Source organism: Rahnella sp. RcJ3 (assembly GCF_009498575.1).
Classification (GTDB): Bacteria; Pseudomonadota; Gammaproteobacteria; order Enterobacterales; family Enterobacteriaceae; genus Rahnella; species Rahnella aceris.
On record NZ_QSNX01000009.1, the window covers coordinates 164,666 to 180,838 of the forward strand.

Genomic DNA, 16,173 nt, shown 5'->3' on the forward strand with positions numbered 1-16,173 from the left:
TCAGGGAGATCGTTAAGATCTCCGTCTTACAGCAATAAAGAAAGCGTGGCACTCGCGCTGTGTTCGCTGGCTTGCAGATAATCCGGAGAGTGCGTTAACAGCTGATTGATCAGTAATTCCACCAGCAGCATCCCGCCGACTTTGGACGTCAGTAAACCCGCCGTCAGCGGACCTTCGGGTTTGGCGGCCACCAGTAAAATATCGGCCAGTGAGGAAAGCGGGCTGCGCAACGTATTGCTGATACCGATGACTGTGGTGCCCTGACGCTTCGCCAGCGCGGCGGCGTGCAACACATCTTTAGTGGAACCTGAGCTGGAAATCACGACCACAATATCCTGACTATCCAGGCTCACGGCATTCATCGCCGCGCGGTGCATATCAGCGAAACATTGCGACGCTTTGCCCAGACGCAGCAGCTTGTAACCCAGATAATCCGCCACGATAGCGCTGGCTGCAACACCATACACCTGAACGGAACGCGCGTTATGAATGCGAAACGCGGCGTCCGCCAGCACCTGCCGATCGAGCAGTTTTCCGGTATCACGCAGGGCAGTGATGCTGTCTTCGATCAGCGTCTGAACGTCGTCATTCCCTTCAGCGAACGGCAATGTCGGATTTTGTCGGGTCTCAAGCGCGAGACCCATCTTAAATTCGGTAAACCCTTTGCAACCGAGCTGGCGGCAAAGCCGCGTGACGCTGGCTTCACTGGTATCACTCTCACGCGCCAGTTCAGTGATGGTCAGGTAAAGCACGCGCTGCGGCTGTTCCAGCACAAAACTGCCCAGCTTGTGCAGCGTCGGACTGTAATTCTCCAGTCCCTGACGCATTCGCAGTAACAGCGTGCCTGTTTCCTTGGTCTGACTCACTCGGCTCTCCTCAGAATAATTGACCTGACTAGTTTGGCTGATGTGACGCAGTTAACGCCAGAAGAATTCCATATGGATAACGTCGCACATTTGATGGTAATTATTATTTTAATTATATAATGTGGTGAAAATAATTATCACAACAACACAACGCGGAGTCATCTCATGTCAATATTCAATGGTTCAGGGGGCGGGGCGTGGTTCGAAAGAGCCCAAAAGTTTGGCAAGTCTTTCATGTTGCCTATCGCTATTTTGCCCGCAGCCGGATTGCTGCTGGGTATTGGCGGGGCGCTTTCCAACCCCAATACCTTAACGGCATATCCGTTTCTGAATATTCCGGCCTTGCAGGCGATTTTCACCGTCATGGCCAGTGCCGGATCGATCGTCTTTGCCAATCTGGCGGTGTTGTTTGCCGTCGGGGTCGCCGTCGGGCTGGCACGCAGTGATAAAGGAACCGCAGGCTTGTCCGCGCTGCTCGGATACCTGGTGATGAACGCCACCATCAACGCCATCCTGATCCTCAAAGGGCAACTGGTGACCACCAATATCAGTGCCGCCGGGCAGGGAATGGCGCTCGGCATTCAGACGCTGGAAACCGGCGTGTTTGGCGGCGTGGTAATCGGTCTTGTGACGTGGTGGCTCCATCAGCGCTACAACAAAATCGAATTACCGCAGTTTCTCGGGTTTTTTGGCGGTTCCCGCTTTGTGCCGATCATCTCCTCCGTTGCGGCCATCGTGGTCGGGGCGTTGATGTTCTTCATCTGGCCACATTTCCAGAAAGTGATTTTTGGCATGGGCGGACTGGTGGATGCGACGGGCTACCTCGGCACCTTCATTTACGGTTTTGTGCTGCGCATGCTCGGCCCGTTCGGTCTGCATCATATTTTCTATCTGCCTTTCTGGACCACCGCACTCGGCGGCAGCGAAGTAATTAACGGGCATCTGGTGGAAGGCACGCAGCGGATCTTCTTCGCCCAGCTGGCAGACCCCAATACGCAGCAGTTTTATATCGGCACTTCACGGTTTATGTCCGGGCGCTTCATTACCATGATGTTTGGTCTGGTGGGTGCGTGTCTGGCGATGTACCACACGGCGCGGCCTGAGAATAAAAAACGCGTCGCCGGGTTGCTGCTTTCGGCGGCACTGACCTCCTTCCTGACCGGGATCACCGAACCTATTGAGTTCTCGTTCCTGTTTGTCGCGCCGATGCTGTATGTCCTGCATGCGATATTCGACGGTCTGGCGTTTATGATTGCCCACATTTTGCAGATCACCATCGGACAAACTTTCTCCGGCGGTTTTATCGATTTCATTCTGTTCGGGGTTTTACAGGGCGAAAGCAAAACGCACTGGATGTACGTCCCGCTGGTCGGCGTGCCGTGGTTTGCCCTTTATTACTTCTCTTTCCGCTACCTGATCAGGCGCTTCAACCTGAAAACGCCGGGGCGTGATGAGGCTGAAATTCAGCAGGATAACGTCGTGACCGATCGCGCCGGACTGATTATCGAAGCACTGGGCGGCGCGGCCAATATCGCCGAGCTGGATTGCTGCGCAACGCGTTTGCGCATCAGCGTTCATCAGGCTAGCGAAGTGGATGAAAACAAGCTGAAGTCGAGCGGGGCACGCGCCGTGCTGATCCGCGGAAACGGTATTCAGGTGATCTACGGACCGCATGTCACGATTATTAAAAATGAAATTGAGGAGATGTTGGGAGTATGAATCAGTCAATGTTAACGACCGTCAGGGGACAGTTGATCGTGTCCTGTCAGGCGCTGGATGACGAACCGCTGCACAGCGATTTTATTATGAGCCGTATGGCACTGGCCGCTATGCAGGGCGGTGCCGCGGGGATCCGCGCCAACAGCGTCGCAGATGTGAAAGCCATCCGCGCTACCGTGCCGCTGCCGGTTATCGGGATCATCAAACGTGATTACCCCACAAGCGATGTCTATATCACGGCAACCCTGAAAGAAGTCCGTGAGCTGATGACCGTTGCGCCGGACATGATCGCGATGGATGCCACGTTCCATCAGCGTCCGGGTGAACTGCAACTTGCGGCGCTGGTGCAACACATTCGTAAAGAGTTTCCGTCCCTGTTGCTGATGGCGGATATCGCGACCTTAGAAGAAGCGCAAAACGCGCAGGCTTTAGGTTTTGATTGTATCGGGACAACATTGCACGGCTATACTCAGGAGACGCAGGGCAGCAAACTCTGGCATGACGACTTCGCCTTCCTGCGTCAGGTGCTGGCGCAGTGCACGACGCCGGTCATTGCCGAGGGAAACGTGGATACCCCAGAAATGGCGGCGCGATGTTTAGCGCTGGGGGCGCATTCCGTTGTGGTCGGTGGTGCAATTACCCGACCGCAGCAGATCACGCAACGCTTTACTGACGCCATCCGCTCTTTACGCTGATAAACATTTTTGCACACACTCCTGCTGCGCCCTGTATTTGGCGCAGCGCCTGCGATCTGCGATAATGTGCGCTGATTTTTTTAGAGATGACTGAGAAACCGATGCAGTACCCGATTAATGAGATGTTCGAAACCCTGCAAGGGGAAGGCTATTTTACCGGCGTGCCGGCGATTTTCGTTCGCCTGCAAGGCTGTCCTGTGGGTTGCAGCTGGTGCGATACCAAACACACCTGGGATAAAATTGCCGATCGGGAAGTCGATATGCAGCGCATTCTGGTCAAAACCGAAGAGAGTGATGCCTGGGGTAACGCCACCTCAGAACAACTGCTCGAGGTTATCGCGCAGCAAGGTTACACCGCGCGTCACGTGGTGATCACCGGCGGCGAGCCATGCATTTACGATTTGACTGAACTGACGTCATTGCTGGAAAAGAGCGGCTTCAGTTGCCAGATTGAAACCAGCGGCACGCACGAAGTCCGTTGCTCGGTGAATACCTGGGTGACGGTTTCCCCGAAAGTGAATATGCGTGGCGGTTACGACATTCTGCCGCAGGCACTGAAACGCGCCGATGAAGTGAAACATCCGGTGGCGCGTCAGCGTGATATCGACGCTCTGGATGCCCTGCTGGAAACCCTGACTGACAGCAAAGCGCGGATTATTGCCCTGCAGCCAATCAGTCAAAAAGAAGAAGCCACCAGACTGTGCATTGCGACCTGCATTGCAAGAAACTGGCGGCTTTCAATGCAGACACATAAGTATCTCAACATTGCATAAGAGATATGCTGAGTTAACCTTTATATACGCAACCCGCGGTGCAGGTTTCTTTCACGCGCACGGCGCTGAGCAGTGGCAGCTTAGGTTTCATCTCGTTCCAGATCCACGCGGCCAGCACTTCGCTGGTCGGGTTTTCTAAGCCCGGAATGTCGTTCAGATTATAGTGATCGAGACGATCCAGAGTCGGATTAAACGCAGCTTTCAGTTCGGCGAAATCCATCACCCAGCCGGTATGCGGATCCACTTCACCGGTGATTTCTAAACGGACGGTGAAAGAGTGGCCGTGCAACCGTCCGCACTTATGCCCGGCGGGCACATGCGGTAAATGGTGGGCGGCTTCAAACTGAAAATCTTTAAATAATGTGGTGGTCATGAGGCATGTCTCGTTGCTCGAAAAAACGCGGCATAGTACCGGAATACCGGCTTACGTGCCATGACTTAACTGCGCTTTTCTTCACCAAATCCTGACTTTTACTCTCTTTACTCCGCCCGCATTGCTGGCATACAGTGAGCCGGTAGAAACTAACTTGTTGAGATAGTGAATGATTACTGTGCTTCGTTGCGCTGTTCTGGCGTTGTTGTTCTCGGCTGGTGTTCAGGCAGAGACCACTGCCACCCCTCAGCAGTCCGTCCCCGCTGCGGCTAAACCGGTTCAACCCGCGGTTAAAGCCTCTCCGGTTGCCAAAAATCCGGTCAGTAAAGCACCTCTGGTTTTCCCACCGGGATCCGGCACGATGCATATTGCACTGGCACCGGGTAAAAAGCCGCTGGAAGTTTTCACCTATCAGCCTGCCGGTGCAGATGAGACAACGCCGGTGGTTATGGTGATGACCGGCGTGGACCGTAATGCCGCAACTTACCGCAATGACTGGATGACCGTTGCTGATCAGTATCATCTGCGCGTGGTCGTGCCGCATTTCAGTGAGCAGGATTTCCCCGGCGCCGCAGGCTATAACCTCGGTAATCTGACCGACAGCAAAACCCATCACCGTTTGCCGAAATCGCAGTGGGCGTTCAGCATGGTCGATAACTTGTTTACGACGCTGCAAAAGCAGGGCGTCACCAGCCAGAAACAATACTATTTATTTGGAAACAGCGCGGGTTGCCAGTTTGTACACCGCATGCTGACGCTGTTGCCTGAGCCGAATGTGAAAGCCGCGGTCTGTGCGGCGGCAGGCTGGTGGACATTACCGGATACCGATCAGCGCTGGCCTTACGGTTTACGCGAAGCGCCGGTGGCGGTCAGCCAGCAGCAACTGAATGATTACTTTGCCAAACCGGTGCTGATTGCCGTGGGGGCTGAAGACGACGATCCGGAAAACCGCCTGCTGCGCAAATCCAAGCAGGCGATGGCGCAGGGGACAAATCGTCTGGAGCGCGCCGAGAGTTATTTCACCACTTCCCAGCAACGCGCTGAACAGAACAACACACCGTTTAACTGGCACTTTATGGATCTGTCAGATGTCGGCCACAGCGGCAGTAAAATGTCAGTATTTGCCGCCGGACAGTTCGCCTGGTTTGAACAGCACAACGCTTTTCATCTTTAAAATCGTCACGTTTAGCTGGATCCTGAAAAATATTCATCACCCCGCTCCGGCGGGGTTTTTCTTTATGTATCCGGCACTTTGCAAAGAGCCTGCTCGCAGTGAGGTAAATTTTTTAGCGATTTCAGTAGGATAAAAATCATGCCTTACCACTTTTTTAGATAGAACTTACCTCTAAATCCTCTTAGTCATTTTGGTTATTTATTATTTCCATCACTTCTTTAATTGTTATTATCCTGCTCGTTAACCTACATCCTCTGAAAGGTCTTTCCCGCGCGAACATATACTGTAAAAAGCGCCGGAGGCCGGATTGATGACTTGCTTTTGCATAAGGGAATTCGTACCGCGATGACGACTCAGGCTTCTCCAACTTCACTGCTCCCGCTGACCCCCGAGCAAATGGCCCGCCTTCAATCGGCGATTGGTGATTACTCACCGACTCAGATGGCCTGGCTGTCAGGGTATTTCTGGGGCATGGTTAATCAGCAATCGGGTGCGGTGGCAGCTTCTGCTCCGGTACAGAATGCCGCGTCAGTCACTCTGATTTCCGCCTCGCAAACGGGTAACGCCCGCCGTGTTGCCGAGCAACTGCGTGATGACCTGATCGCCGCGAAAATTAACGTCAATCTGGTGAATGCCGGTGACTATAAATTCAAACAAATTGGTCAGGAAAAGCTGCTGCTGATCGTGGCCTCCACGCAAGGCGAAGGCGAACAGGCTGAAGAAGCCGTCGCGTTGCACAAATTCCTGCAATCCAAAAAAGCCCCGCAAATGAAAGACACGGCTTTTGCGGTGTTTGCGCTGGGTGATACTTCTTACGAATTCTTCTGTCAGGCAGGTAAAGATTTCGATACCCGTCTGGGCGAGCTGGGTGCAGAACGCCTGTTAGACCGCGTTGATGCTGATGTGGAATATAAAGAAGCCGCCGAAAACTGGCGTAAGCGTATTGTCGATGTGCTGAAACAGCGCGTACCGGCTGACACCGGGGCGCAGGCGGCTCCGACGCTGGCAGGCAGTGTGAATCAGGTCGACAGCAGCCCTTACACCAAAGAAGCGCCGCTGACCGCGACACTTTCCGTTAACCAGAAAATTACCGGCCGCGATTCTGATAAAGACGTACGTCATCTGGAAATCGAACTCGGTGATTCCGGCCTGCGTTACCAGCCGGGCGATGCGCTGGGGATCTGGTTTGAAAACGATCCGCAACTGGTGCAGGAAATCGTTGAACTGCTGTGGCTGAAAGGTGATGAAATTGTCGAGGTGAACGACAAAAAACTGTCGCTTTCAGAGGCGCTGCAACATCACATCGAACTCACCCAAAACACCACGCCGATTATCGAAAAATACGCCGCGCTGTGCCGCGACGAACACCTGACCGGTCTGCTGGCTGACAAGCCTGCGCTGCAGCAATACGCCCAGACCGTGCCGTTTGCTGACATGGTGCGCCGCGCACCGACTGAGCTGGATGCCCAGCAACTGGTGGATTTACTGCGTCCGCTGACGCCGCGCCTGTATTCGATTGCCTCCTCGCAGGCTGAAACTGAAACAGAAGTCCATATTACTGTTGGCGTGGTGCGTTATGACATCGATGGTCGTCCGCGCTCTGGTGGCGCGTCCGGCTTCCTGGCCGATCGTCTGGAAGAAGACGGTGAAGTGAAAGTCTTCATCGAGCATAACGACAACTTCCGTCTGCCAGCGAATCCGGAGACGCCGGTCATTATGATAGGACCCGGTACCGGCATTGCGCCATTCCGCGCCTTCATTCAGCAGCGTGATAACGACGGCGCCACCGGCAAAAACTGGCTGTTCTTCGGCAACCCGCACTTTACCGATGATTTCCTGTATCAGGTTGAGTGGCAGCGTTACGTGAAAGACGGCTTGCTGACCAATATCTCTCTGGCATGGTCACGCGACCAGGCGGAAAAAGTGTACGTACAGGACAAGTTGCGTGAGCAGGGCGCTGAAGTCTGGCAGTGGTTGCAGGAAGGCGCGCACGTGTATGTCTGCGGCGATGCTAACCGTATGGCGAAAGATGTAGAACAGGCGTTACTGGAAATCATCGCCGAATACGGCGAAATGGATCTGGAAACGGCCGACGAATATCTCAGTGAATTGCGCCTTGATCGCCGTTATCAGCGCGACGTCTACTAACGAATCTGAGCAATGAGCGAAAACCTTATGAGCAATAAGTTGTGGAGTGAACTCAATCCCGGTCCGGGCCCGTTGATCGTCGATGCCCCGCTGGCTGACGCCGAACGCCTGAAGAAGGAAAGTAATTTCCTGCGCGGGACTATCACTGAGGATTTAAAAGACGGTCTGACCGGTGGCTTCAACGGTGACAACTTCCTGTTGATCCGCTTCCACGGCATGTATCAGCAGGACGACCGTGATATTCGTGCTGAGCGTGCTGAGCAGAAGCTGGAACCGCGTCACGCCATGATGTTGCGTTGCCGCTTGCCGGGCGGGGTGATGACCCCTGCCCAGTGGCTGGGCATCGACAAATTTGCTGAAGACAGCACGCTGTATGGCAGCATCCGTATTACCAACCGTCAGACCTTCCAGTTCCACGGCATCCTGAAACCGAACGTCAAACCGGTGCATCAGTTGCTGAACAAACTTGGTCTGGATGCACTGGCGACCGCCAACGACGTTAACCGTAACGTGTTGTGTACCTCGAATCCGGTGGAATCTGAACTGCATCAGGAAGCGTATCAGTGGGCGAAGAAAATCTCCGAGCACCTGCTGCCGCGCACCCGTGCTTACGCCGAAGTGTGGCTGGATCAGGAAAAAGTCGAAACCACCGACGAAGAGCCGATCCTGGGGGCGACCTATCTGCCACGTAAATTCAAAACCACCGTGGTGATCCCGCCGCAAAATGACGTGGATCTTCACGCCAACGACCTGAACTTTGTGGCGATTGCCGATAACGGCAAACTGGTCGGCTTTAACGTGCTGGTCGGCGGCGGGCTTTCTATCGCCCACGGTGATAAAGCCACTTACGCACGAACTGCCAGCGAGCTGGGCTTTATTCCGCTGGAGAACACGCTGGCCGTCGCCGAAGCCGTGGTGACCACGCAGCGCGACTGGGGTAACCGTACCAACCGTAAAAACGCCAAAACCAAATACACGCTGGAACGCGTCGGCGTGCCGGTATTCAAAGCCGAAGTTGAAAAACGTGCAGGCATTCAGTTTGGTGATATTCGTCCTTACGAATTCACCGGTCGCGGCGATCGCATCGGCTGGGTAAAGGGCATCGACAAACAATGGCATCTGACACTGTTTATCGAAAATGGCCGTATTCTTGATTATCCGGGCAAGCCGCTGAAAACCGGACTGGCAGAAATTGCTAAGATCCATAAAGGTGATTTCAGGCTTACTGCTAACCAGAACCTGATCGTGGCCGGTGTCGCGGAACAAGACAAAGACGCGATCGAAACCCTGGCGCGTAATCACGGCCTGATTGACGACGGTGTCACCGAGCAACGTAAAAACTCGATGGCCTGCGTGTCTTATCCGACCTGCCCGCTGGCGATGGCGGAAGCGGAACGTTTCCTGCCTGAGTTTGTGACCAAAGTAGAAGGCATCATGCACGGCCACGGCGTAGGCGATGAACACATCGTGCTGCGTGTGACCGGTTGTCCGAACGGCTGCGGTCGTGCGCTGCTGGCCGAAATTGGTCTGGTGGGGAAAGCGATGAACCGCTACAACCTGCACCTTGGCGGTAACCGCGCCGGAACACGTATTCCGCGCATGTACCGTGAAAACATTTCTGATGCTGAGATCCTGAGTATCATTGACGAACTGGTCGGACGCTGGTCGAAAGAGCGCGAAACCGGTGAAGGCTTTGGCGACTTTGTGATCCGCGCAGGGATCATTAAGCCCGTGCTGGATCCGGCACGTGACTTTTATGATTAAGAGCGATAACCGACAGGAGGCGATATGAGTTTGCTGAACCTTACTCTGGCTGAACTGAATGAACTGCCGAAGTCCGGACAATCCATGGCGCTGGCGGAAATTAACGTCAGCCTCGAAAAATTGTCCGCGCAGGAGCGTGTGCAATGGGCGCTGGAAAATATGCCTGGTGAATTCGCCCTGTCTTCCAGCTTCGGCATTCAGGCGGCGGTCTGTCTGCACTTAGTCACTCAGCAGAAACCGGACATTCCGGTGATCCTGACCGATACCGGCTATCTGTTCCCGGAAACCTATCAGTTCATCGATACGTTAACCGAACAGCTGAACCTGAATTTACAGGTATTCCGTGCTGAACATTCGGCAGCCTGGCAGGAAGCGCGTTACGGCAAACTTTGGGAGCAGGGCGTCGAGGGCATCGAGAAATATAATCACATCAATAAAGTCGAGCCGATGAATCGTGCGATTCAGACGCTCGGCGTGCAGACCTGGTTTGCCGGTCTGCGTCGTGAGCAATCAGGCAGCCGTGCGCATCTGCCGGTGCTGGCGGTGCAACGTGGCGTGTTTAAAATCCTGCCGATTATTGACTGGGATAACCGTCAGATCTTCCGTTATCTGCAAGACAACGGCCTGAGCTATCACCCGCTGTGGGATCAGGGCTATCTTTCCGTCGGTGACACACACACCACGAAAAAATGGGAAGAAGGGATGAAGGAAGAAGACACGCGCTTTTTCGGACTGAAACGCGAATGCGGCCTCCATGAATAAATCCCCGTCATACTTCGGGTTGCAGATGCGTTGGCTGCGCGCTCTTACCCCGGTCACATAGTAATCTATGCTCCCGGGGATGCGTTCACTTGCCGCCTTCCTGCAATCCGAATTATTTAGGGGATTCCTGTAATTAACGTCTCAACTCCCCATATTTAATCAGGCGTGTTTCGCCGGTTTCGCCAGATCCTTCAGCAGCGGGAATAACACTTTCACTGTATCGCGTGAGCGTTTTTCGATGCGGCCCGGCAGGGCTTTATCCAGATATTGCAGATTGTCGAACTGGCTCTGATAACGCGTGGTACCCAGCGGGAAGTGGCTGGTGATCGCGCGTTGCTGGAGGCCGTCTTTCTTACCCAGCGCATAGTTAGTCGCCGTCACGTTCAGCAGCGGCAGCCGTGCGTCATCCAGCGCTTTTATGCCATCGCAGCAATGTACGCCTTCGTGGCTTTCTGCCGGAATACCCAGACTGTGCGCAATATTCAGCGCCCGTACGCGGGTGAGTTTCGCCACGGCCACGGAAGTATTCGCGCCGCTATTGAAATACAACCGGTCGCCGGTGATCAGCGAATTCAGGTTGATCACCAGCAGCGTATTTTTCTTCTCTTCAGCACTCATGCGGTTCACAAAGTCTTCCGCGCCTTTAGCACCGGTTTCTTCCGCGCTCAGCGCCACGAAACGTAAGCTGTAGTGCGTCGGGATGGCCTGCATGCGTTCGGCCAGCTCAAGCATCACACCGACGCCGGAAGCGTTGTCATCGACCCCCTGCAGCGTCAGGCCGCCGAGATTATGGTTGGTATCACTGTCACTTTGCGGCACATAGGTATCGAAATGCGCCATCACGATGATTTGCTGCGGCACTTCTCCTGCACGTGCGGCAATCACCGACGTGGCGTGAATATTTTGCCAGTTCTTTTTGCCCGCATTGCTGGTGTAAAGATAGCGGGTATCGAAGCCACGTAAATCGCTCGTATATCCTAATTTATTGAACTGCTGATTCAGATAATCCGCAGCGATCAGTTCTGCCGGGCTGCCGGCCATGCGTCCGGGAAAATAGGTGGCGATATGGCGATTTTGCTGACTGGCGATCATCCCCACTGGCGGAAGCGGGGCGGACGCCGCCATCGCATGACCCATACAGACACAGCTCAGGCTCAGCGCCAGCAGCGTCCGCTTCATGCGTAAAAAAGAAAACATAGCCAAAAATCCTTATTTGCTGGTCAATATGACCGGAAGGCAATCAAACAACAGGCCGCGTGTGGCGGTCTTTCTGGGGCGTACAGTATGCGATTGTCTGTGCGATTAGACAATTTCCCGTTATCCCAAACCGCTCTTTTTGTCGGGCTATATTCCATTTAGTAACTAATCATTCCTTTTCGTCATTTCAGATCAATTATTGCCTGCACGTATAGTTTGTTTATTAACTCTGACAATCATTAAAGGCTTTTGTGGACTATCTACCAATATTTGCCGACCTCAAACAACGCCCTGTGCTGGTCGTGGGAGGTGGCGAAGTCGCTGCTCGCAAAATTGATCTCCTCCTGCGGGCAGGTGCGCAAGTACGGATAGTCGCACAGGCACTTTCTCCCGAGCTGGAACAACGCAGACAGGCCGCAGAAGTTAGCTGGTCGGCACAGGCATTTCTGCCGGAACAGCTCGACGATGTTTTTCTGGTGATTGCCGCCACCGACGACGCCGCGTTAAATGCTGAGGTTTTTGAACAGGCCAACCGCCGTCATGTTCTGGCTAACGTGGTTGACGATCAGCCGAAGTGCTCGTTCATTTTCCCTTCGATTGTCGACCGTTCGCCGATTGTGGTCGCGATTTCTTCCAGCGGTAAAGCGCCGGTACTCGCCAGAATGTTGCGCGAGAAGCTGGAAACTCTACTGCCGGGCAGCCTGGGGCAAATGGCCGATATCGCCGGACGCTGGCGCGACAATGTGAAAGTACAGTTCAGTTCAATGCGTGCGCGTCGCCGTTTCTGGGAACAACTGTTTGCCGGACGCTTTGCCAGCCTCGCTTCTGCGGGAAAGCTCGCAGAAGCAGAACAGGCGCTGCAACAGCAGTTAGAAAACGCGGAAGACATCTCGCATCGCGGGAATGTCACGCTGGTCGGTGCCGGGCCGGGTGATGCAGGATTGCTCACCCTTCGCGGGCTGCAGGTGATGCAGCAGGCCGATGTCGTGCTTTACGACTATCTGGTCAGCGAAGACGTGCTGGATTTAGTGCGCCGCGATGCGGACAAGATTTGTGTGGGTAAACGTGCGGGCAGCCATTCTGTCGCGCAGGAAGACACTAACCGTCTGCTGGTCGAACTGGCGCAGCAGGGGAAAAAAGTCGTGCGCCTCAAAGGCGGTGATCCGTTTATTTTCGGACGCGGCGGCGAAGAATTACAGGCGGTGCAGGCGGCAGGCATTCCTTTCCAGGTGGTGCCGGGTGTTACCGCGGCTGCCGGTGCGACAGCCTATGCAGGTATTCCGCTGACGCACCGCGATTACGCGCAAAGTGTGATATTCGTGACCGGGCATTGCCGTCCGGAAAACAACGGCGTGCAGTGGGAGACCCTCGCGAAAGGCCAGCAGACATTGGCGATTTATATGGGCACGCTTAAAGCTGCCGAAATCAGCCAGCAACTGATCGCTCATGGTCGCGCAGCGCATACGCCCGTTGCGGTCATCGGACGGGGAACGCGTTCTGATCAGCAGGTGCTGACCGGAACACTCGATAATCTTGAACATCTGGCTCAGCAGGCGCCGGCGCCGGCGTTACTGGTGATTGGTGAAGTGGTATCACTTCATCAGCAACTGGCCTGGTTTGGGCATCATCCTGAGACTGACGGCACCCAACGCCCGTCGGTTGTGAATTTGGCTTAAAGGATCTGTTATGGACGAAAAACGACTGACTCATTTGCGGCAACTGGAGGCGGAGAGTATCCATATCATCCGTGAAGTGGCTGCTGAATTCGCCAACCCGGTGATGATGTACTCCATCGGGAAAGATTCCTCGGTGATGTTGCATCTGGCGCGCAAAGCTTTCTTCCCGGGCACCTTGCCGTTCCCGCTGCTGCATGTGGATACCGGCTGGAAATTCCGCGAAATGTACGACTTCCGTGACCGCACGGCGAAGAATTACGGTTTTGAGCTGCTGGTGCATAAAAACCCGGAAGGCGTGGCAATGGGCATCAACCCGTTTGTGCACGGCAGTGCCAAACATACTGACATCATGAAAACTGAAGGTCTGAAGCAGGCGCTGAATAAATATGGCTTTGATGCCGCTTTCGGCGGTGCACGCCGTGACGAAGAAAAATCCCGTGCCAAAGAGCGTATCTATTCGTTCCGTGACCGCTTCCACCGCTGGGATCCAAAAAACCAGCGTCCTGAACTGTGGCACAATTACAACGGCCAGATTAACAAAGGCGAAAGCATCCGCGTGTTCCCGCTGTCTAACTGGACTGAGCTGGATATCTGGCAGTACATCTATCTGGAAAATATCGAAATCGTTCCGTTGTATCTGGCCGCACCGCGTCCGGTGCTGGAGCGCGACGGTATGCTGCTGATGGTTGATGATGATCGTATTGATCTGCAACCGGGCGAAGTGATCGAGAAGAAAATGGTGCGTTTCCGCACATTAGGCTGCTGGCCGTTGACCGGTGCTGTTGAATCTGAGGCACAAACGTTGCCGGAGATCATCGAAGAGATGCTGGTATCGACCACCAGTGAACGTCAGGGACGCGCGATCGACCGTGATCAGGCCGGTTCGATGGAACTGAAAAAGCGTCAAGGATACTTCTGAGGAGCCGCAGCTAATGAATAACGCAATTGCACAACAAATCGCGGAGCAGGGTGGCGTTGAAGCTTACCTGCACGCTCAGCAACACAAAAGCCTGCTGCGCTTTCTGACCTGCGGCAGCGTCGATGACGGCAAAAGCACCCTGATCGGGCGCCTGCTGCATGACACCCGTCAGATCTACGAAGATCAGCTGTCTTCTCTGCATAACGACAGTAAACGTCACGGCACCCAGGGCGAGAAACTGGATCTGGCACTGCTGGTGGATGGCTTACAGGCCGAACGCGAACAGGGCATTACTATCGATGTGGCTTACCGTTATTTCTCTACCGAAAAACGTAAGTTCATCATTGCGGACACGCCGGGGCACGAACAGTACACCCGCAATATGGCGACCGGTGCATCGACCTGTGATCTGGCGATCTTACTGATCGACGCCCGTAAAGGTGTGCTGGATCAAACCCGCCGTCACAGCTTCATTGCGACCTTGCTCGGGATCCGTCACCTGGTGGTGGCCGTCAACAAAATGGATCTGGTGGATTACAGCGAAGCGGTATTCGAGCAGTTTAAACAGGATTATCTGGATTTCGCGCAGCAACTGCCGACCGATCTGGACATCAAATTTGTGCCGCTTTCCGCGCTGGAAGGCGACAACGTTGCCACATCAAGCGATAAAATGAACTGGTACACCGGCCCGACGTTGCTCGACGTGCTGGAAACGGTAAACATTATTAACATTCGTGAACAGCAACCGATGCGCTTCCCGGTGCAGTACGTTAACCGCCCGAATCTTGATTTCCGTGGCTATGCGGGAACGCTGGCATCCGGTTCTGTCCGTGTCGGTCAGAAGGTGAAAGTATTGCCATCCGGTGTGGAATCTACCGTGGCACGCATTGTGACCTTTGACGGTGATTTGCAGGAAGCCTGGGCGGGCGACGCGATTACGCTGGTGCTGGCCGATGAGCGTGATATCAGCCGTGGCGACACGCTGGTCGATGCAGAAGAAACGGTTAAACCGGTACAAAATGCCAAAGTCGATGTGGTGTGGATGGCCGAGCAACCACTGAGCGTCGGCCAGAGTTACGACATCAAAGTCGGCGGCAAGAAAGCCCGTGCGCGTGTGGAAAATATCGAATATCAGGTGGAAATTAACTCGCTGACGCAGCGTGTGGTAGAAAACCTGCCACTGAATGGTATCGGACTGGTGGAACTGGCCTTCGACGAACCACTGGTGCTGGATAACTATCAGAGCAACGCGGTGACCGGCGGCATGATCTTTATCGATCGGCTGACCAACGTTACCGTGGGTGCTGGTCTGGTACGTGAAGCCATTGAACAGGTATATCAGGAATCGGATAAATACAGCGCATTTGAGCTGGAACTGAACAGCCTGGTTCGACGTCACTTCCCGCACTGGGGTGCGCGCGACCTGCTGGGTGGCAAATAAGATGGCGTCACAAGACAGCACTTTTTTAAAAGATGAGAATGTTGTCTGGCATCCGCACACGGTGACTCGTGCGGATCGCGAAAAGCAACATGGCCATCGTGGTGCGGTGCTGTGGTTCACCGGGCTTTCTGGCTCGGGGAAATCCACCGTGGCCGGTGCGCTTGAACAGGCGCTGTATGCGCAGGGCGTTAGCACTTATCTGCTCGATGGCGATAATGTCCGTCACGGACTGTGCCGTGATCTGGGCTTCACCGACGACGACCGGCGTGAAAACATCCGTCGCGTAGGTGAAGTGGCGAAACTGATGGTGGATGCCGGGCAGGTCGTGCTGACGGCGTTCATTTCACCTCACCGCGCCGAGCGTGAAATGGTGCGTGATTTGCTGGAAGACGGTCAGTTTATTGAAGTGTTTGTGGATACGCCGCTGGCTATCTGCGAGGCACGTGATCCGAAAGGTTTGTATAAAAAAGCCCGTGCGGGTGAACTGAAAAACTTCACCGGTATTGACTCAGAATATCAGCCACCGGAAACCCCGGATGTGCATCTTGATGGTGAACAATTGGTAACACAATTGGTGCCTCAATTATTAGAAGTGATGCGCCAGCGCGCTATTATCAATCCCTGAATGTTGCCGGCCAAACGTCACAGAGCGTGCCGGTTTACACT

The 16,173-nt window shown here is 54.3% G+C and carries 14 protein-coding genes; 11 read left to right on the forward strand and 3 right to left on the reverse strand.

The window, feature by feature from the left end:
* Nucleotides 1–26: 26 nt before the first annotated feature.
* A complete protein-coding gene (locus DXU84_RS13750; RefSeq protein ID WP_153376059.1) occupies nucleotides 27–827 on the reverse strand; it encodes a MurR/RpiR family transcriptional regulator in 801 nt (266 codons plus the stop codon).
* Between the two features lie 204 nt (nucleotides 828–1,031).
* Between DXU84_RS13750 and DXU84_RS13755 the strand changes: the two genes are divergently transcribed.
* The 3 genes from DXU84_RS13755 (at nucleotide 1,032) to queE (ending at nucleotide 4,053) form a co-directional block, all read left to right on the forward strand.
* Nucleotides 1,032–2,585 carry a PTS transporter subunit EIIC gene (locus tag DXU84_RS13755; RefSeq protein WP_153375993.1) on the forward strand — a complete coding sequence of 518 codons (1,554 nt, stop codon included), beginning with the start codon at nucleotides 1,032–1,034 and terminating at the stop codon, nucleotides 2,583–2,585.
* Nucleotides 2,582–3,280 (forward strand): N-acetylmannosamine-6-phosphate 2-epimerase, encoded by a 699-nt coding sequence (locus DXU84_RS13760; protein WP_153375995.1) that lies wholly within the window; start codon nucleotides 2,582–2,584, stop codon nucleotides 3,278–3,280. Before DXU84_RS13755 ends, DXU84_RS13760 begins: the two co-directional genes overlap by 4 nt.
* Nucleotides 3,281–3,381: 101 nt before the next feature.
* Nucleotides 3,382–4,053: a 7-carboxy-7-deazaguanine synthase QueE gene (gene queE, locus DXU84_RS13765; protein ID WP_013574000.1), complete on the forward strand. Its 672-nt coding sequence runs from the start codon at nucleotides 3,382–3,384 to the stop codon at nucleotides 4,051–4,053.
* 13 nt (nucleotides 4,054–4,066) lie between these two features.
* On the opposite strand, the gene queD is transcribed toward queE, so the two are convergent.
* Complete coding sequence (queD, locus tag DXU84_RS13770) at nucleotides 4,067–4,426, reverse strand: 6-carboxytetrahydropterin synthase QueD (protein WP_013574001.1); 360 nt, start codon at nucleotides 4,424–4,426, stop codon at nucleotides 4,067–4,069.
* Between the two features lie 169 nt (nucleotides 4,427–4,595).
* Between queD and DXU84_RS13775 the strand changes: the two genes are divergently transcribed.
* The 4 genes from DXU84_RS13775 to DXU84_RS13790 all read left to right on the forward strand — a co-directional run bounded on the left by DXU84_RS13775 (nucleotide 4,596) and on the right by DXU84_RS13790 (nucleotide 10,274).
* Nucleotides 4,596–5,600, forward strand: coding sequence for a hypothetical protein (locus tag DXU84_RS13775; RefSeq protein WP_153375997.1), 1,005 nt, complete (start codon nucleotides 4,596–4,598; stop codon nucleotides 5,598–5,600).
* 345 nt (nucleotides 5,601–5,945) lie between these two features.
* Complete coding sequence (cysJ, locus tag DXU84_RS13780) at nucleotides 5,946–7,748, forward strand: NADPH-dependent assimilatory sulfite reductase flavoprotein subunit (RefSeq protein WP_153376061.1); 1,803 nt, start codon at nucleotides 5,946–5,948, stop codon at nucleotides 7,746–7,748.
* A gap of 27 nt (nucleotides 7,749–7,775) precedes the next feature.
* The gene (gene cysI, locus DXU84_RS13785; protein ID WP_121020166.1) at nucleotides 7,776–9,512 is read left to right on the forward strand and encodes an assimilatory sulfite reductase (NADPH) hemoprotein subunit; all 1,737 of its coding nucleotides are present in this window, start codon (nucleotides 7,776–7,778) and stop codon (nucleotides 9,510–9,512) included.
* Nucleotides 9,513–9,536: 24 nt separating this feature from the next.
* Nucleotides 9,537–10,274, forward strand: coding sequence for a phosphoadenylyl-sulfate reductase (locus DXU84_RS13790; RefSeq protein WP_013574005.1), 738 nt, complete (start codon nucleotides 9,537–9,539; stop codon nucleotides 10,272–10,274).
* Between the two features lie 159 nt (nucleotides 10,275–10,433).
* Here DXU84_RS13790 and DXU84_RS13795 read toward each other — a convergent pair whose 3' ends face one another.
* A complete protein-coding gene (locus DXU84_RS13795; RefSeq protein WP_153375999.1) occupies nucleotides 10,434–11,471 on the reverse strand; it encodes an aminopeptidase in 1,038 nt (345 codons plus the stop codon).
* A gap of 251 nt (nucleotides 11,472–11,722) precedes the next feature.
* Here DXU84_RS13795 and cysG point away from each other — a divergent pair, with 251 nt between their 5' ends.
* Genes cysG through cysC form a run of 4 tightly spaced genes read left to right on the forward strand, consistent with a single transcriptional unit; the run spans nucleotide 11,723 to nucleotide 16,132 of the window.
* Nucleotides 11,723–13,147 (forward strand): siroheme synthase CysG, encoded by a 1,425-nt coding sequence (cysG, locus tag DXU84_RS13800; RefSeq protein WP_013574007.1) that lies wholly within the window; start codon nucleotides 11,723–11,725, stop codon nucleotides 13,145–13,147.
* Between the two features lie 10 nt (nucleotides 13,148–13,157).
* Entirely contained in the window at nucleotides 13,158–14,066 is a 909-nt protein-coding gene (gene cysD / locus DXU84_RS13805) for a sulfate adenylyltransferase subunit CysD (protein ID WP_013574008.1), read from the forward strand.
* Between the two features lie 13 nt (nucleotides 14,067–14,079).
* Nucleotides 14,080–15,507, forward strand: a complete 1,428-nt coding sequence (gene cysN / locus DXU84_RS13810; RefSeq protein ID WP_112152124.1) for a sulfate adenylyltransferase subunit CysN — start codon at nucleotides 14,080–14,082, stop codon at nucleotides 15,505–15,507.
* Between the two features lies 1 nt (nucleotide 15,508).
* Nucleotides 15,509–16,132 carry an adenylyl-sulfate kinase gene (gene cysC, locus DXU84_RS13815; protein WP_013574010.1) on the forward strand — a complete coding sequence of 208 codons (624 nt, stop codon included), beginning with the start codon at nucleotides 15,509–15,511 and terminating at the stop codon, nucleotides 16,130–16,132.
* Nucleotides 16,133–16,173 lie beyond the last annotated feature (41 nt).